This is a genomic window from Xanthomonas sp. NCPPB 3959, from assembly GCF_056675575.1.
The window spans coordinates 1-26,517 of record NZ_JBWWVR010000029.1 but is presented as its reverse complement, the minus strand read 5'-3'; the positions used below and the strand labels follow the sequence as shown (position 1 = coordinate 26,517).

The following is a 26,517-nucleotide window of genomic DNA, read 5'->3' as shown; positions in this document are numbered from 1 at the left end:
GCGTCGTTGCAAGACTATTGCGCTTGCCGCGCCGCATAAATCAGCTCAGGCTGATTGCACCGTTCAAGAGTGTCGACCAATCGATGGACACCATGGAGTCGTTGCGCGCATTCCTGCGTGTGGCCGAGCTCGGCAGTTTTACCCGCGCCGCCGAAACCTTGGGCCTGCCCAAGGCCAGCGTCTCCACTGCCGTGCAACGGCTTGAAGCGTCGCTCGGTACCCAGCTGTTGCATCGCACTACACGCCGCGTGCAACTCACTGGCGACGGCACCGCGTTCTATCAGCGCAGCCGCGATTTGCTCGATGACATGGACGAGTTGCAAGGCATGTTTCAGCGCGACCGTGGCCAGTTGCGAGGGCGCTTGCGGGTGGACATGTCGTCCGGCATTGCGCGCAATTTCGTGATTCCCGCCTTGCCGGTATTTTTGGCACTGCATCCACAACTGGAAGTGGAGATCAGCGGCACCGACCGCCGCGTGGATGTGGTGCGCGAAGGCTTCGATTGCGTGTTGCGCGTGGGCACGCTCGAAGACACCAACCTGGTCGCGCGACCGCTCGGCGCGTTTCGCATCATCAACTGCGCCAGTGCGGATTACCTGACGCGGCGTGGCATACCGCGCTGTCTGGACGATCTGGCGCAGCACGATCTGGTGCATTACGTCACGACGCTGGGCCAGCGTTCGCCCGGCTTCGAGTATGACGACGGGCAGACCTATCAACTGCTACCGATGCGCGGCCCGGTGACGGTGAACAATGGCGATGCGTATCTTGCTGCCGCATTGGCGGGCCTGGGCATCATCCAGGCGCCGGCCAGCCCGTTACGTGCACACCTGGAAAGCGGCGCCTTGATCGAGGTGCTGGCCGCCATCGCGCCCGAACCGATGCCGGTCACGCTGCTCTACGCGCAGCGTCGCCACCTGCCGCAACGCGTGCGCGCGTTCATGGATTGGGTGGCAGAAGTGATGGCGCCGCATCTGGAACCGCTGTAGCCCTGGGCCACAGTCGATGCGATTGCCGGCACGCCTTCGCGTGTGCGTGTGCAGGCAAGTCTATGCAACGTGCCGACACTTGCGGGAAAGGCTTCCGCTTGCGCGCCAGCTCGGCACCACCGAAGCAAACTGATGTCAGCACGCAGCACAGGCAGTAGAAAGCGCAGCAGATCTACGATCACCCAGCAGGGATGCAGACACAAAAAAACAGGCACCTTTTGCAAGGTGCCTGAATCGTTGCAACAACAGGCCAGGCGCTGAAATCGCGCCCAGCCTGGTCTGCGATCAGAACGTGTAGTTGAAGGTCAGCATGCCGTTGCGCGATGCGCCCCATGCGCCATAGCCGCCGTTGAACTGCGAGTAATAGCGCTTGTCGAGCAGGTTATCGACATTGAGCTGCACCGAAAACTGCGGCGACAACCGGTAGCGCGCGAATGCACTGACTAGCGCATAGGCGCTCTGCTGGAAGGTGCCGTACACCGGGTCCACGTAGTACGAGCGGTTCTGCCAGTTGACGCCGCCCCCCAACGTGAGATCGCTCCACGCACCTTGCGGGGTGTAGCTGTTGAATAGCTTGAGAGTGGTGCGCGGCAGATGCGTGTTGATCGAGGTGCCGTCGTCATCACGAGCGGTGTAGTGCGAGGCGCCGAAGGTGGTGTTCCAGCCAGCGGTCACGCGGCCGGAGATCTCGAAATCGAAGCCTTCGCTCACCACGCCGTTGGCGGCCTGATACGCCGATTCGCTGCTACCGGGGACGAAGCCGCCGGTGGCCACGCCCAGGTTGTCCTGCTCGATGCGAAACACCGCAAGCGAGGCGTTGAGCTTGTCGTCGAACCACGCTGCCTTGATGCCGGCTTCGTAGCCCTTGCCGCTCAACGGGTCCAGATAGCCGCCATTGGCATCGCGCAGGGTCTGCGGATTGAAGATTTCGGTATAGCTGACGTAGGTCGACCACACATCGTTGATGTCGTACACCAGGCCGGCGTACGGGGTGACTTCGGTCTGGGTGTCGGAGAACGGCACCAGGCCTTGCGTCGTCGAATCGAAGTTGCGGCCATCGATCTGCCAATCGGTATAGCGCGCGCCCACCAGCAGCGTCAGCGGATCGGCCAGCGAGAAGCGTGCGGCCACGTAAGCGGCCTTCTGCTTGATGGTGCCGTCGCTCTGCACCGTGCGCGGGCTCCAGTTGGGTTCCGGGTACGCGCCGGTCCAGCCGAAGTAGCTGTCCAGCGGCGCAGGGAAATCGAAGGTGCCGTTGTTGACGTATTCGCGGCGGTTGTAGCTGGCGCCGGCCACCAGATGATGCTCGCGGCCGAACAGCTGGAACGGGCCTTCCGCATAGACATCGGCACCATCGGCCTTGCGCTCGGTCAGGTAGTTGCCCGAATACGGCACCACGCCGCCACCGGTGGCGCGGTCGAACCCGAAGATCGTATAGAACGGATAGAACAGATGATTGGCCGCTTCGGTCTTCTCGTGGCTCAGATTGGCCTTGAGGTTCCAACCGTTGTCGAAGCTCTGCTGCAAGCTGGCGAAGGTGCGCTGCAGACGCGTATCCCAGAACGTCCAGTCGGCCGCCGGGTTGAACGAGCGGTCGTAGTTGGTGCGGGTGCCATCGCTGTAGAACAGCGGGAAGCCGCCCCAGGTGACATCGTTCGATTCCTTCTTCTGGTACTCGTAGCCCACGCTCAGCAAGGTGCTGTCGGTGAGGTCGGCATCGATGATCGCCGAGCCGATCTTCTTGCGCATGCTGTAGCGGTCCATATCCGACTCGCCATCCTGATACACGCCGATCACGCGCGCGCGCACGGTGCCTTCTGGGCTCAGCGGCACGGTGACATCGGCCACGCTGCGGGTCTTGTTGAAATCGCCGCCGCCGACCGACACGGTGCCAGTGAAGTTGCGGCTGAGCGCGTGCTTGCGCACCAGATTGATCGAGGCCGACGGATTGCCCGAGCCGGTGAGCAGGCCGGTGGCGCCACGCACCACTTCGATACGGTCGTACAACGCCACGTCCAGCGCCGAATCGCCGTAGCTCCAGGCCTGCTCCATATAGGCCGGGATACCGTCGAACTGGTAGTTGTCGATGTAGAACCCGCGTGCGAAGAATTCCAGCCGCTCGCTGTCGCTCTGCGCCACCGAGATGCCGGTGACGTTGTTGAGCACGTCGGTGATGCTCTGCAGATTCTGGTCATCCATGCGGTCACGGGTGATCACGGTGACCGACTGCGGAATCTCGCGCAGCGACAGATTCATGCGCGTGCCGGCGGTGGTCTTCTCCACCGTATAGCCCTTGGCCTGTTCGCCCTGCACAATCAGCCGGTCCAGCGTGGTGACCTCGGCATCGGCGGCGGCAACGGGCGTCTCGGCCAATGCCTGGCCAGCGGCCAGCGTGCACAGCGCAGCGAACAGCGCGCGCGGCAGGGCATGACGACGCGCGCCCATGGAAACAAGACGCAACTCGGTACTACGGATCATCGGGAACTCCAACGCAGACGGAATCAGACCACGCGCTGCGAAGACGCCGCGCCGGCAACAAGGGGGAGGAAACGGTGTGCCCTACCAGCGGCAGCGCGCCATTTTAATGGGAATGATTCACATTTTAAATAGCTGGGTTGACATTTTTTAGCATTTGCTTGACATAAGCGAGCGCTACCTGGATGGGAGCGCGTTTCGCAGGATCTGGTCACTCCAGCGGAGATCAGCAAGGCGTACTTCGATGGTCTTTCTGCTCCGAGCAAGCAATTCCTGCTGCTGCCACGGACCGGGCACGATCCCAACCCGCCGATGATGGAGGCACAGTTGAAGGTGCTGACCAGGATCCGCGCCTCGGCGCTGGCCAACGACGCGCACTGAAGCACGCCACGCTTCCGTTGAACGATGACGCACCCGCGCATCGCTCACGAGATTCAACAAAAAAGCCGGCTTTCGCCGGCTTTTTTCTTCAGCGCAACACGCGAGGCCTTACAGCGCCTTGGCTGCCGCAACCACATGCTCGGCCGTGATCTTGAAGTACGCATACAGCTGATCCGCCGGCGCCGAAGCACCGAAAGTGTCGATGCCGACCACATCTCCATCCAGGCCCACGTACTTGCGCCAGAAGCCGGTCACGCCCGCTTCCACCGCCACGCGCTTGCGCACCGCGTTCGGCAACACCGACTCGCGATACGCCGCATCCTGGCGATCGAACACATCGGTGGACGGCATCGACACCACGCGTGTCTTCAGGCCTGCCGCATCCAGGGTCTGCTTGGCTTCCACCGCCAGGCGGACTTCCGAACCGGTGGCGATCAGGATCACGTCCGGCGCGCCGCCTTCGGCATCGGCCAGCACGTAGCCACCGCGTTCGATCAGCTTGAGCTGCGCGTCGCTGCGCGGCTGGTGCTGCAGATTCTGGCGACTGAACACCAGGCAGCTCGGGCCGTCCTTGCGGGTGATCGCGGCCTTCCAGCTCACCGCCGATTCCACCGCATCGCCCGGGCGCCACACATCGTTATTGGGGATGTAGCGCAGCGAGGCCAGATGTTCCACCGGCTGATGGGTCGGGCCGTCTTCGCCCAGGCCGATCGAGTCGTGCGTGTACACGTGGATGGCATGCGCCGGATTCAGCGCGCTCATACGCACGCCGTTGCGCGCGTAATCGCTGAACACCAGGAAGGTGGCGTCGAAGGGAATAAAGCCGCCATGCAGCGCCAGGCCATTGGCAATAGCGGTCATGCCGAACTCGCGCACGCCGTAGTACACGTAGTTGGCATCCGGGTCGTCGGTGGCCACCGACTTGCTGGCCTTCCACAACGTGAGGTTGGAATGCGCCAGATCGGCCGAACCGCCGATCAGTTCCGGCAACAGCGGGGCGAACGCTTCGATCGCCAGCTGCGAGGCCTTGCGCGAGGCGATGGTCTGGCCGTCCTGCTGCGCCTTGGCGATGTAGGCATCGGCCTGGGCGATGAAGTCGGCCGGCAACTCGGCGTGCGAGCGACGGGTCAGCTCGGCAGCTTCGGCCGAATACTGCTTGCCGTACTTGTCGAACAGTTGCTCCCACTCGGCCTGACGCAGGGTGCCGGTGCCGCCTGCACGCCAGCCGGCGTAGATCTCTTCGGGAATTTCGAACGGGCCGTACGGCCACTCCAGCGCCTTGCGTGCGCCTTCCAGTTCTTCCTTGCCCAGCGGCGCGCCGTGCGAGGATTCCTTGCCGGCCTTGCTGGGCGCACCGAAGCCGATCTTGGTGCGGCAGCAGATCAGGGTCGGCTTGTCGGTGTTCTCCAGCGCGGCTTCGATGGCGGCCTTGATCTTCTCGGCATCGTGCCCGTCCACATCACGGATCACGTGCCAGCCATAGGCCTCGAAACGCGCCGGCGTGTTGTCGCTGAACCAGCCATCGGTGTTGCCGTCGATGGAAATGTGGTTGTTGTCCCAGAACGCAACCAGCTTGCCCAGGCCCCAGGTGCCAGCCAGCGAGGCGGCCTCGTGCGAGATGCCTTCCATCATGCAGCCATCGCCCATGAACACCCAGGTGCGGTGGTCGACGATTTCCAGCTCCGGGCGGTTGTAGCGCTGCGCCAGCAACTTCTCGGCCAGCGCGAACCCGACCGCATTGGCGAAGCCCTGCCCGAGCGGACCGGTGGTGGTCTCGATCCCTGGGGTCTCGCTGCGCTCGGGGTGGCCGGCGGTCTTGCTGTGCAGCTGACGGAACTGCTTGAGCTGCTCGATCGGCAGGTCGTAGCCGGACAGGTGCAACAGCGCGTACTGCAGCATCGACCCGTGGCCATTGGACAGCACGAAGCGGTCGCGGTTAAACCACTGCGGGTTGTTTGGGTTGTGCCGGAAGAAATCGTTCCACAGCACTTCGGCGATATCGGCCATGCCCATCGGCATGCCGGGATGGCCGGATTTGGCGGCTTCGACCGCATCTGCGGCAAGAAAACGGATGGCGTTGGCCAGCTGGCGGCGGGTGGGCTGGGTCATGGGCGTCTATGGAAGCGGAGGGGAACACCGCTGGAAGCGGAGCCGCTTATTCTCCCACAGAGCGCGTTAGGGAGCCGGGATTGGGAGGCGGGATTGGTGAGGCTGGAGCCTCTGCAGCCTCGTCCACTAGACAACGGTGCAACTGGCGGCCGAGACGCTATCGCAACACCGCAAGACCTGACCTGGCACCTGACGATCGCAACAGCCCGCTCCAACGAATCCCGAATCCCGAATCCCTACTCCTCGCCCTTCGCCACCAACGTCGTCAACGCCAGATCGCCGGTCACATTCAACGCCGTGCGGCACATATCCAGGAAGTGATTGACGCCCAGGATCATGCCGATGCCGACCGGGTTGACCCCGACCATCGCGCAGATCAGCGCCACCACCGGCAGCGAGCCCGACGGCACACCCGCGGTGCCGATGCCACCCAGGATGCAGACCAGCATCACCATGAACTGCTGGCCGATGCTCAGGTCCACATTGAAGAACTGCGCCAGGAAGATCACCGTCACCCCTTCGAACAGCGCGGTGCCGTTCTGGTTGGCGGTGGCGCCCACCGTCAGCACAAAGCGCGACACGCGTGGCGGCAGGCCCATTTCGTCGGCCACGCGCAAGGCGGTGGGCAGGGTCGCATTACTGGACGCAGTGGAGAACGCCATCATCGTGGCCTCCTGGGTCTGCTTGAAGAAGCCGATCGGCGAACGCCCGGCGAACTTCACTGCCAGCCCGTAGCTGACCACCATGTGCAGGCCCAGCGCCAACACCACCACGCCCACGTAGGCGCCCAGGCGGATCAACAGATCGAAGCCGAACAGCGCAGCCAGATTGAACATGAAACAGGCCACCGCATACGGCGCCAGGCGAATCACCAAGCCGATCAAGGTCATCGAGATTTCGAAGATGCCCTCGATGCCGCGCTTGAGCGTGGCGACTTTTTCATCCGCGGTCAGCACCATGCCCACGCCGAACATCACCGCAAAAAACATCAGCGACAAAATCGCGCCATTGCTGGACGCCGCAGCGATTACGTTGCTGGGCACGATCGACAACAGCATGTCCATGCCCTGCGGCTGGGTGCCGGAGCTGGAAATGATCTCGCGGGTGCGCTCGGCGTTTTCCTGGATCAACTGATTAGCCAGCTGTGGATCCACGCCAGCCCCAGGCTTGAGCACATTCACCAACACCAGGCCGAGCAACACCGCCACACCGGACAGCACGACGGTGTAGCCCAAGGTGCGCCAACCCACACGGCCGAGCGCACGGATGTCGCCCATTTCGGAAATGCCCATCACCAATGCCGAAAACAGCAGCGGCACGATCAGCATGAAGATCAGATTGAGAAAAATCTGCGAGAACGGAGTGGTGACGTACTTGGTCACCGTGCGCACCCAGTCGGCATCGCTGCCGGCAAGGTAGTAGACGGCCAACCCCAACACCAGGCCGACGGCGAAACCAATGCCCATCTTCCAATGCAGGGGCAGGCCCGGGCGGCGTGCGGCTGGGGATGCAGTCATCTGGTCGGGCCTTGATCTGTACACAAAGGCCGGAGCTTAACAAACGCCATCGATGCGGCCACCTACCCGACGTGCCGCTACGCGCCTGCCCGAGGGTAGGTGTCCCTCTCGACGTCAGGTGATGCAGGCGTTGGCGCGGGAGCGGGAGCGGGAGCGGGCGAGAGTCCTGCAACCAGGCTGCTGCCCTAATCGATCTGCAATTGGCGCATCCACATCATCTAATCAGCTTGAAGTGGCAAAGATTTCGAGTCTTGCCGTTGCTAGATGCAGCCCAAAGCCTGGTTGGTCGAGGGCACGGTGCCTTCTAGCTTTAGATCAAAAACCTGGTTGGTCGAGTGCGCGGTGCCCTCGCCGCTCGCGGGACACGCCGTGAATCCGTCCCTGGAGGCTCAGTGGCGGCATCCATGCCGCCACATGGTCCCGCAATCGGCGAGGGCACCGCACCAGAGAGTTCGTAGGCTGCTTCGTTGAAAGCCTGCCTGTTATTCGTTCGCGTTGCGACGCTGATCAGGAGCGCCATCATTCGCGCCGTCATCTAAAAAAAAGCGCGTATTGCACCGCTTGCAACCATGCACACCGACACTCTCGATTGGTCCTTGCCCGCTCACCGTCGCGGGACCTTACGCGGCATGGATGCCGCGTAAGAGCCTACACGGACGTACTTGCGGCGTGTCCCGCGATGGTGGGCGGGCAAGGACCCTGCAGCCAAGCCGCAACCCCAGAGCTCTGCTTTCATCGACACATCAGCAACCCACGTGTAACCGGAATCAACGAGTCGCAACGCTACACGGCTTGGCGACCATCCAAGAACCCGTTAGCCACTGTCGCTGCAGCGCAGCCGATCAACGCGCTGGCGGATACAGCGGCGCCAATACCTCCGGTTCCGCAGCCGTTGCATGGCGCCAACGCGGGCCTTTGGAAAAAGCCTCGCGCAACGCTGTACGCGCGGCGGCCACATCACCATCGCCGCCCCAGCGCGCGCGCTGCATCTGCGCCACTGCTGCGCGCTGGGCCGGGTCGCTCAACGCGGCCAGCACACTGTCGATGTCGGCAACACCGGCCATGCCGCAGAGTACCGCCGCCACATCGTCCATCCCGCCGGTATCGAGCGCGCGCCGCAATTCGGCCACACCATGGGTGGCACGACCGGAGGCGGGTGCATCGCTGCCATTGGTCACCGGCGCACCGCGCGAACCGCCGCGACGCAGCAGCAACGCCCACGCAAGCGTGGCGACCCACAACAACGCGAAACCGATCGCCGCACCGATCCAGCCCCACGGCCGTTGCGCAGCGGCGGGTTGCTGCAGGCTGAGCGTGCTGGCCGCAGGAGCTCGCACAACGTTATCCGGCAACGGGTTTGCTGCTGGCGTAGGCGCGGGCGCCGCAAACGCACCGCTACCCGCAGCCACATCCAACGTAAGGTCCGGCAGCGATGCAGTCTTGGCCGCCGCTGCGCCCACATCCCACCACGCCACCTGCAAACCCGGCACCACCAGTGGACCAGCGCGGTTGGGCACGATCGAATAGCGCCGGGTCAGCCGCAGCTGCGGCGAACCGTCCACGAAGCGTTCCTCGTACTGCGCCGGCTCGGCAAACACCTGCGCGTCAGGCACGCTCGGAGTAGGCAATTCCGGGAACTGCGCCTGGGTGGCGCCGCGTGCGCTGGCTTCCACCACGATCTGCGCCGCTTCACCAGCAGTCGCGCGCTGCGGCGTGGTGGTGTAACGCAGCTGCAGACTGCGCAGCGGCAGCCACGGCTGCGGCGCGTTGGCCGGCTGCGCACGCACCTGCAGCGGAATGCTGGCGCTGCGCGCAGTCAGCTCGCCATTGCCACGACCGAAGTAATCATCGAAAAAACCACCGACCGAACGCCCATTGAAACGCGCCGACGGCAACAGCAAGCGCCCACTGCGCTCGGGCACCAGCAAATAGCGCCGCTCCACCACGTTGTATTGACGATTGTTGACCAGCTTGACCGAACTGACGTCATCGCCAATGCGCTGCAGCGATGCGCCATCGGGCGCTTCCAGATCCAACTCGCCGGAGGCCAGCTGCGTAGCGAAGTACAAACGCACCACCACGCCCACACTTTGCTGCACGTAGGGCTGCGGGTCGTCCACCTGCGTTTCGACGAAGGCGTCTTCATTGCCCTGCGCCGCGCTCGGCCCGCCTGGCGCGCTGCCACCAGCGCTGCCGGTGCCCGCATTGTTTGACGCCCCAACCACCTGCAACCGCAGCGGCTCGGTGCGCTCGTTGCCGACGCGTATCGCCGGCACAATCAGCTCACCGCTCCTGCGCGGCGTCAACACCACGCCGAACAACGCACGCACCGTGACCGATCCATTGGTCACCTGCATCTGCTGGTTGGCGCTCTTGGCACCCAGCGCGAAATCGTTGCGCAACGGCGTGTAATCCGGATCGACACCGCGTTGATCGGTTTCGATATTCAACATCACCACGTCGCCGGCATTGGCGCTGTCGCGGTCCAGCCAGGCGCGCGTCACCGCACCGACGGGTGCGGAAGCGAGCATCACCATGCTGGCCAGCATCGCGATCGCCGCGCGGCGTAAGTGGTGTGTGCCGATCATCGTCCGTCCCGTTGCCTGCGTTCGTGTTCCAGCCTGAATTTGGTGCGCAGCAAGCTGCCCGGATCGTCAGGAACGCGCCGCAACCAGGCATCCACCGCCTGCCGTTGCTCGCGCTGTTCCGGCGTCTCGCTGACGGCTGCGGCTTCCTGCTTGCCGTTTGCATCGGCGCTCTTATCGCCGGCCTGCGCCATCGCCTGCTGCATCTTTTGTCGCTGCGCGGCATCGGCCTGCTGCTGCGCCTGCGCATCGGCCGACTGCGGCGGCGCGTCCTGTTTGCTCTGCTCGCCTTGACCATTCTTGGATTGCTGGTCTTGCGGCTTTCCATCCTGCGGCATCTGCGCCGAAGACGGCTGGTCCTTGCTGTCCTGTTTGCCTTGGGCGTCCTGCTTGCCCTGCCCATCCTGGCCAGCGTTTTGGTTGTCTTGTTTGTTTTGCCCGGACTGATTTTGGCCGAGCTTGTTCTGACCGGATTGCTTCTGGTCTTTGGACTGGCCCTTGCCGTCCTGACTTTTGCCGTCCTTGTTGTTCTGCTGTTGACGCTTGCGCGCCGCATCCACCGCCGCACGATTGGCGATGGCGTCCTGCTGGTCGGGGTGTTGCTTCAGCGCACGGTCGTACGCCGCAATCGCTTCGTCGTACTGCCCCTGCCGGGCCAGCGCGTTGCCAAGGTTGTACAGGCCCTCATCGGTGGGCACACCTTCAAACGCTTTCTGTGCCGCGGCGAAATCGCCTTTGCGATACGCCTGCACGCCTGCATCCAGACGTTGTTGTTGCACCTGATCGGCGCGTTGCCACAACGTACTCTCTGCAGCGTGCGCGGGCTGGGCCAACGGCAACACACACACCAATGCGAGTACCGCCACAACCGCACTACGTCGGAACGCCAGCAGCGCCAACAGCATCACCGGCAGCAGCAGCCAGTAGCCCTCGTCCAGCCAGGTCTTGCCGCCATTGGACTCGGCCGCTTCATCGGCCAAGGGCTGCTGCGTAGGATCGAGCACCCCCAGCGCACGCAAATCCGAATCATCCGCTGCAATGCGCGCATAACGCCCGCCGCCCTGCCCGGCCAGATCGCGCAGGCTGGCTTCGTCCAGTTTCGCCTGTGCGATTTCGCCGGTACTTGTGCGATAGGCAGCGCCGCGCTCGCTACCCACACCCAGCGCAGACACGCTGAATCCACGCGAATGCGCCAGCCGTGCAGAACTGCCGGCCCCACGATCCGCACTATCGCTGACCAACAGAATGTCGCCTTGCTTGAAGCCCGCCCGCACCAGCAACTGCGTGGCCGCATCGATCGCCGCATCGGCGCGCTTGCCATCCACCGGCATCACCGATGGCGACAACGCGTCCAGAAACAACGCCACATTGGCCGTGTCTTCAGTGAGCGGTGCAACGGTGAAGGTTTCGCCCGCATAGACCAGCAGCGCGACTTCGCCACCGGCGCGCTTGCGCAACAGCGTGGCCAGTTTCGCGCGCGCCTGCAGCAAGCGCGATGGCGGCAAATCGTTGGCATTGATGCTGGACGACAGATCCAGCGCCACCACCAGCGGCATGCTGGAGTGATACACCGGCCGCTCGACCTGCCGCCAACTCGGCCCGGTCATTGCCGCCACTGCAAGCGCATACGTCAACGCAGCCAGCACGAAGCCGAGCCATCCGCGCTGACCACCGGATACCAGTAACTTGGGCAACAGATGCGCATCCACACTGTGCCGCCATACCTCCGCATCGCGTCGGCGCAGGTGCCAGAGCAGCGCTGCCGGCACGATGGCCAGCAGCGCCCATAGCAAGGTCGGGCGCAGCAGATGCAACGACTGCAATGCCGCTGTCAGCTCGGTCAGCGCGTTCATCGCCATCTCCGCGGCAGCACGTAGGCAAGCAGCGCAATCACGATGGCAGCACCCAACGGCCAGTAATAGCGCTCCACGCGCGGTTGCACCGATGGCCCCATTGCCTTCACCGGTTCCAGCCGATCCAGTTCGGCATAGATGCCGGCCAGTTCCTCGGTGTCGCGTGCTCGGAAGAAGCGCCCGCCGGTCTGTTCGGCGATCTTGCGCAACCCGGCTTCATCGATATCGTCATTGCCACCGGCCGGAATCGGCACGCCGAACAACGAGTAACCACCGCTGCCACCGAAGGCGATGGTGTGCACGCGCACGCCTTCGGCCTTGGCAAGTTCGGCGGCTTTCAGCGGATTGAGCACGCCAGCGGTGTTGACGCCATCGGTGAGCAGCACCACCACGCGCTGCCCCTGTTTCTGCTCGCGCAGCCGCTTGACCGACAACGCAATCGCATCGCCAATCGCGGTTTCGCGCCCGGCCAGGCCCACCACACTGTCGGCTAGCTGGTCGCGCACGGAGGTCAGATCCGCGGTCAACGGCGTCAGCGCATAGGCGCGTTGGCCGAACACCAACAAGCCGACACGATCGCCTTCGCGGCGATCCAGAAAGTCCGACAACACCGCCTTGGCCGCCGTCAGGCGATCGACGACGCTGCCGCCGAGCACCATATCCGGCTCGCTCATGCTGCCGGACAGATCCACCGCCAGCATCATCTGTCGCGCCTCGCGCGGCGGCTGGATCACCTCGCCTAGTTGTTGCGGACGCGCAAGCGCCGCACACAACAAGAACCAGCCCAACCATGCCAACCAGCGCGGCATCCGCAATGCCGGCACACGTTGCGCCTGTGCAACTGCGTGCAATTGGTCGGCGTACGGCACGCGCAGCGCAGCCGCGTCGGCACGCCGCTGCGGCCAGAACCACATCAGTAACGGCAGCGGCATCAACCACCATGCCCACGGCCACGCGCAGTGCGCGAGCGCGTCCTGCCATTGCGACCACTGCAGCCAGTTCATCGCTGGCCCCGCATCAGACTCAGAAAACGCTGTCGCGCCAGTGCCTGCACCGCATCCAGATCTGCAACCGCCGGCGCGCGTTGAAATCCGCCATCCAGCACGGCGCGGCCCGGCCCTTGCGAAAACGCATGGGTCTTGCTTTTGCGGCCATCCAGAAACTGCAACCACGCCTCGCCCTGCAACCGATCGGCCTGCGCATCGACGCTGCGCGCCGCACGCCGCAACAACACCGACAGCGTCGCCAAGCGCTGCGCGGGAGTTGTCGTGTTCTGCAGTTCGGCATCGAATGCCGCCAACCATCGGCGCTGCTGCCGACGACGACGCCACCACCAGAACCATGCGACACCGAACACCAGCACCACTGCAGCGAGTACCAACCACCACCCCATCGCCAACGGCCACCACGACGGCGACGGCGGCAGATGGACATCGCGCAACGGGAGCGATTGCGGCGCCATTGTCATCGACCCCGCACGGCGTTACTGCCGCCCAACCAGGCATCGCTGGCATCGTCGGTAGACAGGCGGTGCAAACGCACACCGCGTGCCTGCAATACAGACGTCAGTTGCTCCAGCGGCGCGACGAATTCGGCCTGCCAGCGCGCGCATCCGGCCTGCGTGGAGAGATCGATCGCAATGCGCTCGCCACGCACATCGAAGGTGAGTGCACGTGCAGGTGGTGCCAATTCCAACGGGTCGACCAGCACGATCACCACGACTTCGTGATGCAATGCCAAGCCCGACCAGCGCGCCTCCGAGATCTTGCTGGCGCTACGTGCATCGGCCAACACGGTCAGCCGCGCACCGGGGCGCAGCAAGCGTGCAGCATGATCCAAGGCGACATCCAGCCCGGCATCGCCCGACGGCGGCTGCGCATACCAGCGCGCCAATGCGTCCAGTACCGGCAGCACGCCGCGCTGGCCCGAACGCGGCGCGATCGGTGCTTCACTGGCAGTGCCACGCAGTGCGGCAATGCGGTCGCCCTGCCGCTGCGCCAACCACGCCGCAACGGCCCCCGCACGCGCCGCCTGCACCGATTTGTAGCGCACTCGTGTGCCGAAGAAGAGCGATGGCGCGGTGTCGGCCACGATCAGGCTCAAGCGTTCGCGCTCGGCCTGGAAGAGCTTGGTATGCGCTCGCCCGGTGCGCGCGGTGACGCGCCAGTCGATATGCCGCGCATCGTCGCCGGCCACGTACTCGCGCGATTCGGCGTATTCCATCCCGCGCCCGCGCGTTGCCGCCGGCACCGGCCCCACCAAGCCATGCCGGCCGCGGCCTGGCTGACCGCGATGGGTCACGGTGCCGCGCAGCGCGATCAACTCCGCAAGCGTCGGGCGCAGACCATCGCCGGCGACGGACGACGGAACAATTGCAGAGGGTGGAGACGGCATCGAAGACATCGGATTCTGGCGAGAGGGCGGCATACCTCAGCGACACGCTACCCGATCAGGGCAGCGGAATCTTTTCCAGCAGGGCGGCGACCAGGCGTTCGCCATCCCAGCCTTCGGCGGTGGCTTCGTAGCTGGGCAGCACGCGGTGGCGCAGCACGTCGGGCGCAATCGCGCGGATATCGTCCGGCGTCACGTAGTCGCGCCCCGCCAGCCACGCACGCGCACGTGCGCAGCGCTCCAGCGCGATCGAACCACGTGGGCTTGCGCCCCAGGCAATCCGCCGCGCCAATGCCGGGTCGTAGCGCTGCGCATCGCGCGAAGCCAGCACGATCTCGATCAGATAGCGCTCAAGCTGCGGCGCCAGATGCACATCCAGCACCACACGTCGCGCAGCGAAGACGTCTTCCAGCGGAATCTTGTCGGGCACCGTCTCATGCTTTTCCAGCGTATCGCGTGCGGCTTCGCGCGCCAGGCGCAGAATCTCCGCCTCGGCATCCGCCTGCGGGTAGCCGATACGCACATGCATCAGAAAGCGATCGAGCTGCGCCTCGGGCAACGGGAACGTGCCCTCCTGCTCGATCGGGTTCTGCGTTGCCATCACCAGGAACAGCTGCGGCAACGCATAGGTATGCCGGCCCACAGTGACCTGGCGCTCGCCCATCGCCTCCAGCAGCGCCGACTGCACCTTGGCCGGCGCGCGGTTGATCTCGTCGGCCAGCAGAATCGGATGGAAGATCGGCCCAGGCATGAACTCGAAACGGCTGTCCTGCGGCCGCCAGATTTCGGTACCGGTCAGATCGGAAGGCAGCAGATCCGGGGTGAACTGCACCCGCGCGAAATCCGCTTCCAGCCGCGAGGCCAGCGCCCGGATCGCGGTGGTCTTGGCCAACCCGGGCGCGCCTTCGACCAGCAAATGACCATCGGCCAGCAAGGCGATCAGCAGCCGTTCGACCAGCGCAGACTGGCCCACGATGCGCTGCGTCAGCGACTCGCGCAGCAAGGTGAATTGACGATGCAGCCGGTCCTCGGTGGGCGCGGCGGCGGCTTCTGGGGGTAGCAGCGGCGGTGCGTTCATAGACTCAGTGTGACCGATTCGAGCGCGATTGGTTCACTGAAGAACAGGAAGATGTTCAGTGAGTGACCGAGTTCATACCAGTCTGCACAGGGAGGCAAAGAAAAAGCCAGGCACATGACATGCCTGGCTTTTTGTGTGCGTGGCATTGTCAACGCGCTGTATCAGCGCACCGCTGACGCCACACGTAACACCTTCGGTGTAATGAAAATCAACAGTTCTGCCTTGCTCTTGTTACGGCCCCGACTCTTGAAGAGGTTGCCAAGAAACGGTACGTCCCCCAGGAACGGAACCTTGTTGACGCTGGAACGGTCGGTGAACTCGTAGACGCCACCGATAACAACAGTTTGACCATCATCCACCAGTACGGCGGTGTTGATTTCGCGACGATTGATCGACGGAACCGTACCGTAATTTGGAAGTTCAATTAACTGGTCAACCTCGTCCTTCTTGACATTCATGTTAAGAAAAACACGATTGTCGTTGGTGATTGTAGGCGTTACCTTCAGTTCCAGGAGCACTTCCTTAAACTGGACGTTAGGCGTTGCTGCCTGCCCTGCAGTGCCACCGGTAATTGTGACATAGCCAATTTCGCGTCCCTGCTTGATGACACCTTCGCGCTGGTTGGAAGTAACGATTCGGGGATTGGAAATTACTTCGCCGCGTCCTTCCTGCTGCAGAGCAGACAATTCAAGATCCAGGTTGAAGTTCGAACCCAGAAGCGTGTAGGCAAGACTCGGGGCGGTTGCTCCACTTGTGAAAGCACCAGTTGGCAGGTTCACGTTGAGCCCTCTTCCAGCAGCAACACCACCACCTGTTGCGCCACTACCGATTGTCGCAACGTTGTCACCGTAGGTATGAGTGCCACCCAGCCCGAACTTGGCACCCAGGTCCCGCGCAAACGAGTCTGTTGCGATGACAATACGGCCCTCGATCAGCACCTGATCCACCGGGCGATCAATGTGCGAAATCAGCTCGCGCATCTGCGCGACCTTCTTTGGTACATCGCTGATCATCAAGGTGTTGGTACGTTCGTCGGCAACCAGACGGCCGCGCGGCGACAGGAAGCCGTTGTCCTGCTGGCCTTGTCCACCACCACCCTGCCCACCACTACCGCCACCAATCCCCTTGGCCTCCGTCAGCGCCTTAAAGATCAACGACGCATTGTGGTAATTGATCTGTACATAATCGGTGATTAGTTCTTCGCGATTCTCGATCGCAATGCGGGCGTCTTCTTTATCCTGCTCGAACTTGGCCAGCTCCGGCTGCGGTGCGACCCAGACCACACCACCGTCGCGGCGCTTGTCCAGGCCCTTGGCGCGCAGCACGATGTCCAGCGCCTGGTCCCACGGCACGTTCATCAGGCGCAGCGTGACATTGCCCTGTACGGTGTCGGAGGCGACGATGTTGAGGTTGGACTCCTCGGCGATCAGCTGCAGCACGGTGCGCACCGGCACGTCCTGAAAGTTGAACGTCACCGGGCGGCCGCTGTAGCCGCGCGCAGCGATCTGCGCTGCTGCCTGTGTGACCGCTGCGGGGCTCACGCCACCAACCGCCGGCTGGCCTTTGCGCGGGGTGATCTCGACCACGTATTCGTTGCCGGTCTGATAGGCCAGCGAATCGAACGCACCCTTGGTGGTCAGCACCAGCTGCGAACCGGAACCGGACGGCTTCACTTCCACGCGCTGCACCGGCGTTGCGAAGTCGGTGACGTTGAGCGGGCGCTGCAGTTCGGCAGGCAACCGGGCGTTGCTGATGTCGACCAGCACGCTGTCGCCCTGCGTGCGCAGATCCGGGCTGGCGCCCTGGCCGTCGAACTGCAGGATCAGGCGGCCAGAACCATCCTCGCCACGTTTGAAATCGATCTTGGACACCGCCAGACTCGCCGGAGCGACCTTGGCCGGATCCTGCGCAGGCTGCTTCAGCGCCGCCGCTGCGAACGCGCTGCCGCTCGCCACTGCCAGCGCGAACCCCAACGCACAGGCCTGGAACATCGCGTGGCGTCGAACCGGACGCAGCCGCCGGGCATTGGAAAACGTCATCGTGCTATCCCCTATCACTTTATTGATCATCCAATGCGAGTGCGGCCGGCCGTTCAAGCCATCCACCCGCACCGTCCGGCACAAGTTCAATCAGCTCGATGCGATCTTCGTAGACCCCGGTGACCCGGCCATCGCTCTGTCCCAGATACACACCCGGCCGCACCCGGTAAGTCACCTTGTCAGGCGCCATCACCAGCGCAATCAGGCCCGACCCACCGCCAATGGTCCCCACCATGTCGAGGGCGTCGAGCGGATAGGCTTCCAACGGTTCCTTGCGCCGGTTCGGATCCGGACGCGTACCGTTGCTGCCTTCCGCAGTGACCCAGGCATCGCTGAACGGGTCGCGCATCACCTGCGCAGCGTACTCGAATGTCTCGAACTGCTGCATCACCGGCAATGGCTCCAACGGCGGCGCCGGACGTGCGCGCACCTCGGCGACCCAGGCTTCCAGATTCGGCGCATCGCCCGGTGTGCTGGTCACACCGCGCGTGCACGCCGGCAATACAGCAATTAACGCCACGCAGGACAGGATCTTGAGCAGTTTCATGGTCATTGGCCGCCCTTCTTCGCAGCGTCGGCCGCAGCCTTCTCCTGCTCGGCCATTTCCTCATCGTCCAGATAACGATAGGTCTTGACCGTGCCGGAAAGTTCCAGCGCCCCGCGCGGGGTGATACCGGCCTTGGGGTCCTTCGGCTTGAGGTTGATGTCGTGCATGGTCAGGATCACCACGCGCGGCAGCGAGGCGACACCGCTGACGAAGGCACCGAACTGGTGGTAACTGCCCACCATGCGCAGCGCGATCGGCTTTTCGGCGTAGAACTCCTTCGGCGATTCCGGACCCGGCTGGAACAGCTCGTTGGACAGGCCGCTGGACAACGCGGTCTGCGAGATGTCGATGATCAGGTCCGGCATCTCGGTCTTGCTGGGCAGCTGACGCAGCATCTGCTGCAGCACCTGTTCCATCTGCGCGAGCTGCTGCTTGAGCGGCTCCAGATTCACCGCGCGCCCCTGCTGGGTCTCAAACTCGGTGCGCAGCTGCGTCTCGGTGCCTTCCAGGCCTTCGAGTTCATCGCGCTTGCCGCTGATCAACAGGAACCAGGCCAGCACTAGGATGAACAGACCGACCATCACGCAGAACACGATGCGTGCCTGCTGCGGCCAACCGCCGATGTTGTTGAAGTCCAGATCGCTGAGCTTGAAGGATTTCTTGCTCATGACGCTGCCCCCTGCTGCGGCCGATTGGCGGGCGCCGGCGCTGGCTGCGGTGCTGCCGCAGGTGCACTCGGCGGCGTTGCAGGCGCAGGCGCCGCTGCAGGAGCAGCAGGCGTCGTACCAGTAGGCGTTGCACCCGGCGCAGCCGGATCCACCACCGCGGGCGCGGTGCCGTTCTTGTCGGCCTCGTTCGGATTGGCCAACTTGACCTTGAGCGTGAACACGTACGGCAGCGCCTTGGTTTCCATCGACGATCCCGCAGGTTGACCGGCCTTGTCCTGGCTCTTGGCCTCGATGATCGACAGATCAGGATTGGTCATCCAGCCCGAGCCTTCCAGGTTGCGCATGTAGGCACTGACGCGCGCATTGGATTGCGAGCGGCCTTCCAGGGTCAGGATGTCGCCGTCCTGCTTGATGTTGGTCAGCGCCACGCCATCGGGAATGGTGCGCACCAGCGAATCGAACAGATGCACCATCTGTGAGCGATTGGCCTGCAGCTCCTCGATGACCTTCTTGCGCGCAAGCAGGCGGTCCTTCTTCTTGTCGAGTTCCTTGATCTCTTCGTTCTGCGCCTTGACCTTGTCGATCTCGGTGGTCAGGAACGCATTGCGTTCGGCCTGGCCACTGATCTGCGCGTCGTAGTAGAACCAGATCAGTCCGGACAGCAGCACGCCAGCAAGCGCTGCGAAGCCGAGCATCGAATAGAACTCACGCTCACGCGCCTTCCGGCGCTCGGCGCGCCAGGGCAATAGATTGATTCTTGCCATCAGTCAAAGCTCCTCAGGGCCAGGCCGGTGGCAATCATCAATGCAGGCGCATCCAGCGCCAGCGCATGGGCCTGAACCTTCGGGCCAAGCGTCATCTGTGCAAGCGGGTTGGCGACCACGGTGGTCACGCCGAGCTGTTCTTCCACCATCTCCGGCAGGCGCGACAGCGCGGCGCAACCGCCGGCCAGCACGATGCAGTCGACACGATTGAATTCGCTGCCCGCGTAGAAGAACTGCAACAGGCGGCTGATCTGCTGCACCGTCGCCTCTTTGAACGGCTCCAGCACTTCGACCTCGTAGCTCTCCGGCAAACCGCCCTGACGCTTGGCCAGGCCGGCTTCTTCATAGGTCAGGCCGTAACGGCGCATCACTTCATCGGTGAGCTGCTTGCCGCCGAACACCTGCTCGCGGCTATACAGACTGCGACCGGAACGCAGCACGCTCAGCGTGGTCATGGTCGCGCCGATGTCCACCAGCGCAACCACTGCATCGGCAGCCACCGGCAGCTCGCTGGCGACCAGGGCAAATGCGTTTTCGACCGCAAAGGCCTCCACGTCCATCACCTTGGCAACCAGGCCACCGAGTTCCAGCGCGGACTGGCGCAGTTCCACATTCTCCGAACGCGAGGCAGCCAGCAGCACCTGGACCATGTCCGGGCTGTTGGGCATCGGGCCAAGCACTTCGAAATCGAGATTCACTTCCTCGATCGGGTACGGAATGTAATTGGTGGCCTCGAGTTCGACCTGGGCTTCCATATCGCTGTCGTCCAGATCGGCCGGCATCGGGATCAGCTTGGTGATCACCGCCGACCCGGCCACGGCCGCAGCCGCGTTCCTGGCCTTGCTGCCGGAACGATTGATGGCGCGGCGAATGGCTTCGCCCACCGCCTCCACTTCGACGATGTTCTTTTCCACAACCGCGTTCGGCGGCAACGGTTCCACCGCGTAATGATCCACGCGAAAACGATTCCCGCTACGCGACAGCTGCAAGAGCTTGACCGCAGTGGAACTGATATCGACACCAATCAGTGGCGATTGACTCTTGGGTAGAAGCCCCACGGAAACTCCCCTGCCGACGGGCACTTGGACGCATGTCTGCGCCCGCGTATTAATAATCAAATTTTAACAGTTGACAAGCCCTTCACGCGCAAAGCAATGGCCCCGCGACGTGATCCCCAGCGCTATCTTCTGCGATCCCCAGAGTTCGGCCCCAGCCAAACCCGGCGTCATCTATACTCTGTGACCAAGAAATCTGCAATCGGAATCTCTCTTACATGCCCCGTATTCGCCGTTGGTTGGGCTGGATCCTGGCCACGCTCGTCGTGCTCGCACTGCTTGGCGCTATTGCTGCCGGCGGCCTGTATTACGCCATTTCCTCGAAGTTGCCGGACGTGCAGTCGCTCAAGCAGGTCGAGCTGCAGGAGCCGATGTACGTCTATGCCAGCGACGGCCGCCTGATGGCCGTGTATGGCGAGACCCGGCGCTACCCGATCCAGATGAAGGACGTGCCGCTGCGCCTCAAGCAGGCCTTTTTGGCGACCGAGGATGCGCGCTTCTACCAGCACGGAGGTGTGGACTACAAAGGCATCGGCCGTGCGGTCTGGCTGCTGGCCACCACCGACGCCAAGCGCGTGCCGGGTGGGTCGACGATCACCCAGCAGGTGGCGCGCCAGTTCTTCCTCAGTTCCGAGTACAGCTACACCCGCAAGCTCGCCGAGATCCTGCTGGCGCGCAAAATCGAGAGTGAACTGAGCAAGGACGAAATCTTCGAGCTGTATCTCAACAAGAGCTTCTTCGGCAACCGCGCCTACGGCGTGGGTGCCGCGGCCGAGTACTACTACGGCAAGAAGATGAGCGAGTTGAGCCTGGATGAGATGGCTTCGCTGGCCGGTATCCCCAAGTTCCCGTCCAGCGGCAACCCGATCAGCAACCCGGAGCGTGCGCAGGAACGGCGCGATTACTATGTGTTGCAACGCATGGCCGAGCTGGGCTTTGTCACTCAGGCCGAAGCCGACGCCGCCAAGGCGGTACCGATGCACGCCAAGCCGCACGAGCCGCCGGTCGAGGTCTATGCGCCTTATGTGGCCGAGCTGGTGCGCCAGGAAATGATCGCCAAGTACGGCGGCGACGTGCTCAACAAGGGCTACCACGTTACCACCACCATCGACGCGACGCTGCAGACCGGCGCCGATGCGGCGATCGCGGAAGGCCTGCGCCTGTACGACCACCGGCATGGCTGGCACGGCGTGGAGCAGCATTTCGACGTGGCCGCCGATGCCGATGCGCCGGCCCTGGCCAAGCATCTGTCGGGCGTGTTCACCCAGGGCGGCCTGCGCGCGGTGATCGTGGCGCGCACCAACGCCGACGGCGGCGTGACCGTGGTACAGAGCGACAAGACCGAGTTGACCCTACCGGCCAGCGCCAGCCGCTGGACCAACAAGACGCCGGCCAAGCTGCTGACGCGCGGCGACCTGACCCGCATCCGCGCCGGCGAAAAAGAAGGCGAGTGGATCATCGACCAGTTGCCGCGCGGCCAGGCGGCGCTGGTGTCGCTGGACGCCAACAGCGGCGCCCTGCGTGCACTGGTCGGCGGCTTCAGCTTTGCCGGCAACAAGTTCAATCGCGCCACCCAGGCGCGTCGCCAGCCGGGCTCGAGCTTCAAGCCGTTCGTGTATGCGGCCGCGTTCGAGAAGGGCTTCAATCCGGCCTCGATCGTGCTCGATGCGCCGGTGGTGTTCCGCGACCGCCGCGGCAAGACCTGGTCGCCGCAGAACGACGGCGGCGGTTTCCGCGGCCCGATGCGCCTGCGCGAGGCATTGGTGCAATCGCGCAATCTGGTCTCGGTGCGGCTGTTGGACGCAATCAGCGTCGATTTCGCACGCAAGTACATCAGCCAGTTCGGCTTCCAGGAAGCGGAGCTGCCGCCCAACCTGTCGATGTCGCTGGGCACCGCGTCGCTGACTCCGCTGTCGGTCGCGCGTGGCTATGCGGTGTTCGCCAATGGCGGCTCACGGGTGGAGACCTGGATCGTGGACGAGGTCAAGGACCGCGATGGCAACGTCATCTTCAAGGAAGTGCCGGCCGTGGCCTGCCGCACCTGCGCGACGCAGGGCGGCACCGCCGCACCGGTCAGCCAGGTGGTGGACGGCTTCAACTTCGGCGCGCCTGCGTTGCCCAAGTCGATCGAACCGGCTACCGCAGCGCCGGCCACACCAGCGGAGACCACCCCGGCAGCCGTTGCCGAAACCAAGATCGCGCCGCGCGCCATCGACGAGCGCACTGCGTATCAGTTGGTCTCGATGATGCGCGACGTGGTCCAGCGCGGCACCGGCACCGCGGCCAAGGTGCTGGGGCGCGAGGACGTGGGCGGCAAGACCGGCTCGACCAACGATCACCGCGACGCCTGGTTCTCCGGTTTCGGCGGCCCCTACGCCACTACGGTATGGGTGGGTCGCGACGATTTCCGCTCGCTCGGCTATCGCGAGTATGGCGGCAAGGCCGCACTGCCGATCTGGATCGATTACATGCGCGTGGCATTGAAGGACAAGCCGATCGCCGCCAATGACCCGCCCGACGGCATGACCCAGGCCACCATCAATGGCGCGGTGGAGTGGGTGAAGAACGAAGATCTGGACCGTCTGCAGGATTACGACTACGGCCTGCAGGAACAGCAGGACGAGAAGGCATTCGATATTTTTTGAGAGCCGGGATTGGGGATTCGGGATTTGGGAATCGCGGCGGCATCGCCCGCCCGGTTCCCCGAACGGTTTGGCGACATCGACTGTCCCCGGCCGCAGAGAGCACACTGGGCAATCATCGTTACGTGTGATTGCCCTTTCAGTGAAGACATGACGCATTCGCCACGCCGTCATGCGGCTGTTGTAGAGTCGAACCAGGTTCATTAGGGGAGCCCGGTCATGCACCACGCGCGCGAGCACGCCGATACGCGAACCCGAGAGCGTCGCCATCGATTGGCGCACGAAGCCGCCCGGCTGATGGCCGAAGGCGGCATCCGCGATTTTCATCAAGCCAAGCTCAAGGCGGCCAGCCGATTGGGCATCCATGACGATGCATCGCTGCCACGCAACCGCGAGATCGAAGACGCATTGCGCGAATATCAACGTCTGTTTGCCGGCCCCGCGCATGGCGTGCGACTACGCCAGCGACGCGAGGCCGCATTGCGTGCACTGGAGTTTCTCGGCCCGTTCCAACCGCGACTGACCGGCCCGGTGCTCGATGGCACCGCCGACGCCAATGCGCCTGTGCAATTACAGCTGCACAGCGACGATGCCGACGCAGTGCAGCGGTTTCTCGAAGAACACCGCATTCCGGCCGAATTACGCACGCGCCGGCTGCGCCTGGATCGCGAACGCAATGGCGAGTTCCCGGTGTGGCTGTTTAGTGCAGAGGATCTGACCTTCGACCTGACCGTGCTGCCCTACGACGCGCTGCGCCAGGCACCGCTATCGCAGCTGGACGAAAAACCGATGCCGCGCGCATCGGCCGCGCAAGTACGTCAGCTGCTGGCCGACGAGGACGGTCGCGACTCTTTGCAACAGCTGCGCTGACCGCAGCGCCGTAACGATCGGCGACCGACCGCAACGCCCCACCCATCAAAGCAAACGCCCCGCAATGCGGGGCGCTGGTTCAAGCAGACAACCGCAAGCGCTTAGCGCTGGCCGGCGTCCTTATACTCGCGCTTGTCGTAGCCGGTGTAGATCTGGCGCGGACGGCCGATCTTCATTTCCGGATCGACCTGCTGCTCCAGCCAATGCGACACCCAGCCGGCGGTGCGTGCGATGGCGAACATCACGGTGAACATTTCCACCGGGATATTCAGCGCCTTGTAGATCAGGCCCGAGTAGAAGTCGACGTTCGGGTACAGCTTGCGCTGCACGAAGTAGTCGTCCTTCAGCGCGGCTTCTTCCAGCTTCAGCGCCACTTCCAGCAGCGGGTCGTTGACGCCCAGCTCGCCCAGCACCTTGTGGGTCATCTCGCGGATGATCTTGGCGCGCGGGTCGAAGTTCTTGTAGACGCGGTGACCGAAGCCCATCAGACGGAACGAGGAGTTCTTGTCCTTGGCCTTGGCCACGGCGGACTCGACGTTGTCGGCGGTGCCGATCTCTTCCAGCATCTTCAGCACGGCTTCGTTCGCGCCACCGTGTGCCGGGCCCCACAGCGCGGTGATACCCGCGGCGACCGAGGCGTACGGATTGGCACCGGTCGAACCGACCAGACGCACGGTCGAAGTCGAGGCATTCTGCTCGTGATCGGCATGCAGGATGAACAGCAGATCCAGCGCCTTGGCGACCACCGGATTGATCTCCAGCGGCTCGCTCGGCACTTCGAACATCATGTGCAGGAAGCGGTCGACGTAGTTGAGGTTGTTGCGCGGGTAGCGGATCGGCCAGCCGATCGAATAGCGATACGCAGCAGCAGCCAACGTCGGCACCTTGGCGATCAGACGGATGGCAGCCTGACGGCGCTGCTCCGGATCGTTGAGGTCCAGGGTGTCGTGATAGAACGCCGACAGCGAGGCGACCGAACCGGCCAGCATGGCCATCGGGTGCGCGTCGTGGCGGAAGCCACCGAGGAAGTTCTTCAGCGACTCGTGCATCATCGTGTGATGCGTGACTTCGTGGTCGAACTTCTGGAACTCATCCGCCGTCGGCAGTTCGCCGTTCATCAGCAGATACGAGACTTCCAGGAAGCTGGACTTCTCGGCCAACTGTTCGATCGGGTAGCCGCGATACAACAACACGCCGTTGTCGCCATCGATGTAGGTGATGGCCGACTTGCAGCTGGCGGTGGCGGTGAAGCCCGAGTCGTAAGTGAACAGACCGGTTTCTTTGGTCAGCTTTGAAATATCGACGCAATCATTGCCAAGCGTGGGCTTGAGTACCGGCAGAACAACCGACTTGTCGCCGGCGTTGAGCGTGACCTGATCAAGATCGGACACTGTGTACGCTCCTTCAGTGGAAGGCGCCTGTCACCAAATGGGCAGGCACGTGATGGAAGTCCAGGGCATCGCCCCGGATCACGTCATTATCGCACAGCAACATTTTGGCCGTCGCTTGGACAGAAGTCGTAGACGCACCCGTCCGGGGCGTAAAAACGAAGTTGTCACCGCGCAAAAAACAACGGCCGCGCAATGCGCGGCCGTTGCCGGTACAGCCCGTCCTGCAAGTTCAGCGCGCGTAGCGCTTCTGGAACTTGTCGATACGGCCGCCGGTGTCGATCACCTTGTGCTTGCCGGTATAGAACGGGTGCGATGCCGAGGAGATATCCACCTTGATCAGCGGATAGTCCTGGCCGTCTTCCCACTTCACGGTCTCTTTCGAGCTCATGGTGGAACGGGTCAGAATCTTGAAATCGGACGTCACGTCGTGGAAGACGACGTCGTTGTAGCTGGGATGAACGTTATCTTTCATGGACTTGGCGCCGGGCTGCCTGGATAAGCCGGTCATTATAGCGGCCTACCTTTGCCCGGCGCAAGCTGCGTCCTAACCCGCTGCCAACGCCGCCTCGACCAGGCCATGGAACCGCTGGCGGTCGTAGTCCAGCAGCAGGTTTGCGTTGTCGGGCGCGCCATCTCGGCGATTCCAGTCCACCACGGTCATGCCGCGGGTATGGGTGCCGGTCAGCTCGATGTGGACCGGCCGCCGCTCCAGCCGCTGCGCGCCCTCCGGATGCAGCGCGAAGGCCATCGCCAGCGCATCGGCGGCGTACCAGTGCTCGCCACGGCTGTCTTCTGACCACAGCCGGGTCTTGCGCGAGATTTCCTCGTAGAACGTCGCGCGTGCAGAGTCCGTCGCCAGCCATTGCTCGACATCGCGATGCAGCAGGCCGTGCGCGATGGTGGCCTCCCAGTCGGCGACGTCGAACTGCGGAAAACCGCGGAACACGATATGCGCCGCTTCCGGGTCGAAGCCGATATTGAATTCGGCCGCCACGGTGATATTGCCGTGCCCGGTCAGCGCCCCGCCCATTACCACCAGCCGCGCCACGCGCTGCGGCAGGGTCGGATCCAGGGTGAGTGCCAGGGCAAGATTGGTCAACGGGCCGAGCGCGACCAGCAACAGCTTGCCCGCGTGCTCATGCGACAGGCGCAGGATGGCCAGC

Annotated in this window: 20 protein-coding genes and 1 pseudogene; 4 read left to right on the top strand and 17 right to left on the bottom strand. The window is 63.6% G+C overall.

Going from position 1 to position 26,517, the window contains the following annotated elements; all coding sequences use genetic code 11:
* The first annotated feature begins 17 nt into the window (after positions 1-17).
* Entirely contained in the window at positions 18-989 is a 972-nt protein-coding gene (locus tag AC1KVG_RS21160; protein WP_481095723.1) for a LysR family transcriptional regulator, read from the top strand.
* Between the two features lie 285 nt (positions 990-1,274).
* Here AC1KVG_RS21160 and fhuE read toward each other — a convergent pair whose 3' ends face one another.
* Positions 1,275-3,467: a ferric-rhodotorulic acid/ferric-coprogen receptor FhuE gene (gene fhuE, locus AC1KVG_RS21155; protein WP_481095721.1), complete on the bottom strand. Its 2,193-nt coding sequence runs from the start codon at positions 3,465-3,467 to the stop codon at positions 1,275-1,277.
* A 198-nt stretch (positions 3,468-3,665) separates the two neighbouring features.
* Here fhuE and AC1KVG_RS21150 point away from each other — a divergent pair.
* A pseudogene (locus tag AC1KVG_RS21150) lies at positions 3,666-3,845 on the top strand (alpha/beta hydrolase); the annotation flags it as partial.
* Between the two features lie 108 nt (positions 3,846-3,953).
* Here AC1KVG_RS21150 and tkt read toward each other — a convergent pair.
* The 13 genes from tkt to AC1KVG_RS21085 form a co-directional block, all read right to left on the bottom strand.
* Positions 3,954-5,954 carry a transketolase gene (gene tkt / locus AC1KVG_RS21145; protein ID WP_481095720.1) on the bottom strand — a complete coding sequence of 667 codons (2,001 nt, stop codon included), beginning with the start codon at positions 5,952-5,954 and terminating at the stop codon, positions 3,954-3,956.
* A 236-nt stretch (positions 5,955-6,190) separates the two neighbouring features.
* Positions 6,191-7,471, bottom strand: a complete 1,281-nt coding sequence (locus tag AC1KVG_RS21140) for a dicarboxylate/amino acid:cation symporter (protein ID WP_172839275.1) — start codon at positions 7,469-7,471, stop codon at positions 6,191-6,193.
* 842 nt (positions 7,472-8,313) lie between these two features.
* Positions 8,314-10,059, bottom strand: a complete 1,746-nt coding sequence (locus AC1KVG_RS21135; protein ID WP_481095719.1) for a BatD family protein — start codon at positions 10,057-10,059, stop codon at positions 8,314-8,316.
* A complete protein-coding gene (locus AC1KVG_RS21130) occupies positions 10,056-11,909 on the bottom strand; it encodes a tetratricopeptide repeat protein (RefSeq protein WP_481095718.1) in 1,854 nt (617 codons plus the stop codon). Before AC1KVG_RS21130 ends, AC1KVG_RS21135 begins: the two co-directional genes overlap by 4 nt.
* On the bottom strand, positions 11,906-12,913 hold the full coding sequence (locus AC1KVG_RS21125) for a vWA domain-containing protein (RefSeq protein ID WP_074058172.1): 1,008 nt from the start codon (positions 12,911-12,913) through the stop codon (positions 11,906-11,908). Before AC1KVG_RS21125 ends, AC1KVG_RS21130 begins: the two co-directional genes overlap by 4 nt.
* A complete protein-coding gene (locus AC1KVG_RS21120) occupies positions 12,910-13,371 on the bottom strand; it encodes a DUF4381 domain-containing protein (RefSeq protein WP_481095722.1) in 462 nt (153 codons plus the stop codon). The genes AC1KVG_RS21125 and AC1KVG_RS21120 overlap by 4 nt, the downstream gene beginning before the upstream one ends.
* Before the next feature lie 2 nt (positions 13,372-13,373).
* Positions 13,374-14,336 carry a DUF58 domain-containing protein gene (locus tag AC1KVG_RS21115; protein ID WP_481095717.1) on the bottom strand — a complete coding sequence of 321 codons (963 nt, stop codon included), beginning with the start codon at positions 14,334-14,336 and terminating at the stop codon, positions 13,374-13,376.
* 22 nt (positions 14,337-14,358) lie between these two features.
* A complete protein-coding gene (locus AC1KVG_RS21110; protein ID WP_023902584.1) occupies positions 14,359-15,378 on the bottom strand; it encodes an AAA family ATPase in 1,020 nt (339 codons plus the stop codon).
* 161 nt (positions 15,379-15,539) lie between these two features.
* Positions 15,540-17,417, bottom strand: a complete 1,878-nt coding sequence (locus tag AC1KVG_RS21105) for a type IV pilus secretin PilQ (RefSeq protein WP_481095716.1) — start codon at positions 17,415-17,417, stop codon at positions 15,540-15,542.
* A 19-nt stretch (positions 17,418-17,436) separates the two neighbouring features.
* The gene (locus AC1KVG_RS21100) at positions 17,437-17,970 is read right to left on the bottom strand and encodes a pilus assembly protein PilP (RefSeq protein ID WP_006451353.1); all 534 of its coding nucleotides are present in this window, start codon (positions 17,968-17,970) and stop codon (positions 17,437-17,439) included.
* A complete protein-coding gene (locus AC1KVG_RS21095) occupies positions 17,967-18,632 on the bottom strand; it encodes a type IV pilus inner membrane component PilO (RefSeq protein WP_481095715.1) in 666 nt (221 codons plus the stop codon). The genes AC1KVG_RS21100 and AC1KVG_RS21095 overlap by 4 nt, the downstream gene beginning before the upstream one ends.
* On the bottom strand, positions 18,629-19,396 hold the full coding sequence (locus AC1KVG_RS21090) for a PilN domain-containing protein (protein ID WP_481095714.1): 768 nt from the start codon (positions 19,394-19,396) through the stop codon (positions 18,629-18,631). The genes AC1KVG_RS21095 and AC1KVG_RS21090 overlap by 4 nt, the downstream gene beginning before the upstream one ends.
* Positions 19,396-20,454: a pilus assembly protein PilM gene (locus AC1KVG_RS21085; RefSeq protein WP_043888921.1), complete on the bottom strand. Its 1,059-nt coding sequence runs from the start codon at positions 20,452-20,454 to the stop codon at positions 19,396-19,398. Before AC1KVG_RS21085 ends, AC1KVG_RS21090 begins: the two co-directional genes overlap by 1 nt.
* 215 nt (positions 20,455-20,669) lie before the next feature.
* Here AC1KVG_RS21085 and AC1KVG_RS21080 point away from each other — a divergent pair, with 215 nt between their 5' ends.
* On the top strand, positions 20,670-23,096 hold the full coding sequence (locus AC1KVG_RS21080; protein ID WP_481095713.1) for a penicillin-binding protein 1A: 2,427 nt from the start codon (positions 20,670-20,672) through the stop codon (positions 23,094-23,096).
* A 216-nt stretch (positions 23,097-23,312) separates the two neighbouring features.
* Entirely contained in the window at positions 23,313-23,963 is a 651-nt protein-coding gene (locus tag AC1KVG_RS21075) for a hypothetical protein (RefSeq protein ID WP_023902578.1), read from the top strand.
* Between the two features lie 101 nt (positions 23,964-24,064).
* Here the strand turns inward: AC1KVG_RS21075 and AC1KVG_RS21070 are convergent, their stop codons facing one another.
* The 3 genes from AC1KVG_RS21070 to AC1KVG_RS21060 all read right to left on the bottom strand — a co-directional run.
* Positions 24,065-25,354, bottom strand: coding sequence for a citrate synthase (locus AC1KVG_RS21070; protein ID WP_023902577.1), 1,290 nt, complete (start codon positions 25,352-25,354; stop codon positions 24,065-24,067).
* A gap of 229 nt (positions 25,355-25,583) precedes the next feature.
* Positions 25,584-25,826: a type B 50S ribosomal protein L31 gene (locus AC1KVG_RS21065; RefSeq protein WP_043889669.1), complete on the bottom strand. Its 243-nt coding sequence runs from the start codon at positions 25,824-25,826 to the stop codon at positions 25,584-25,586.
* A gap of 72 nt (positions 25,827-25,898) precedes the next feature.
* The coding region (locus AC1KVG_RS21060; protein ID WP_481095712.1) for a nucleoside hydrolase at positions 25,899-26,517 on the bottom strand (619 nt) is incomplete at its 5' end.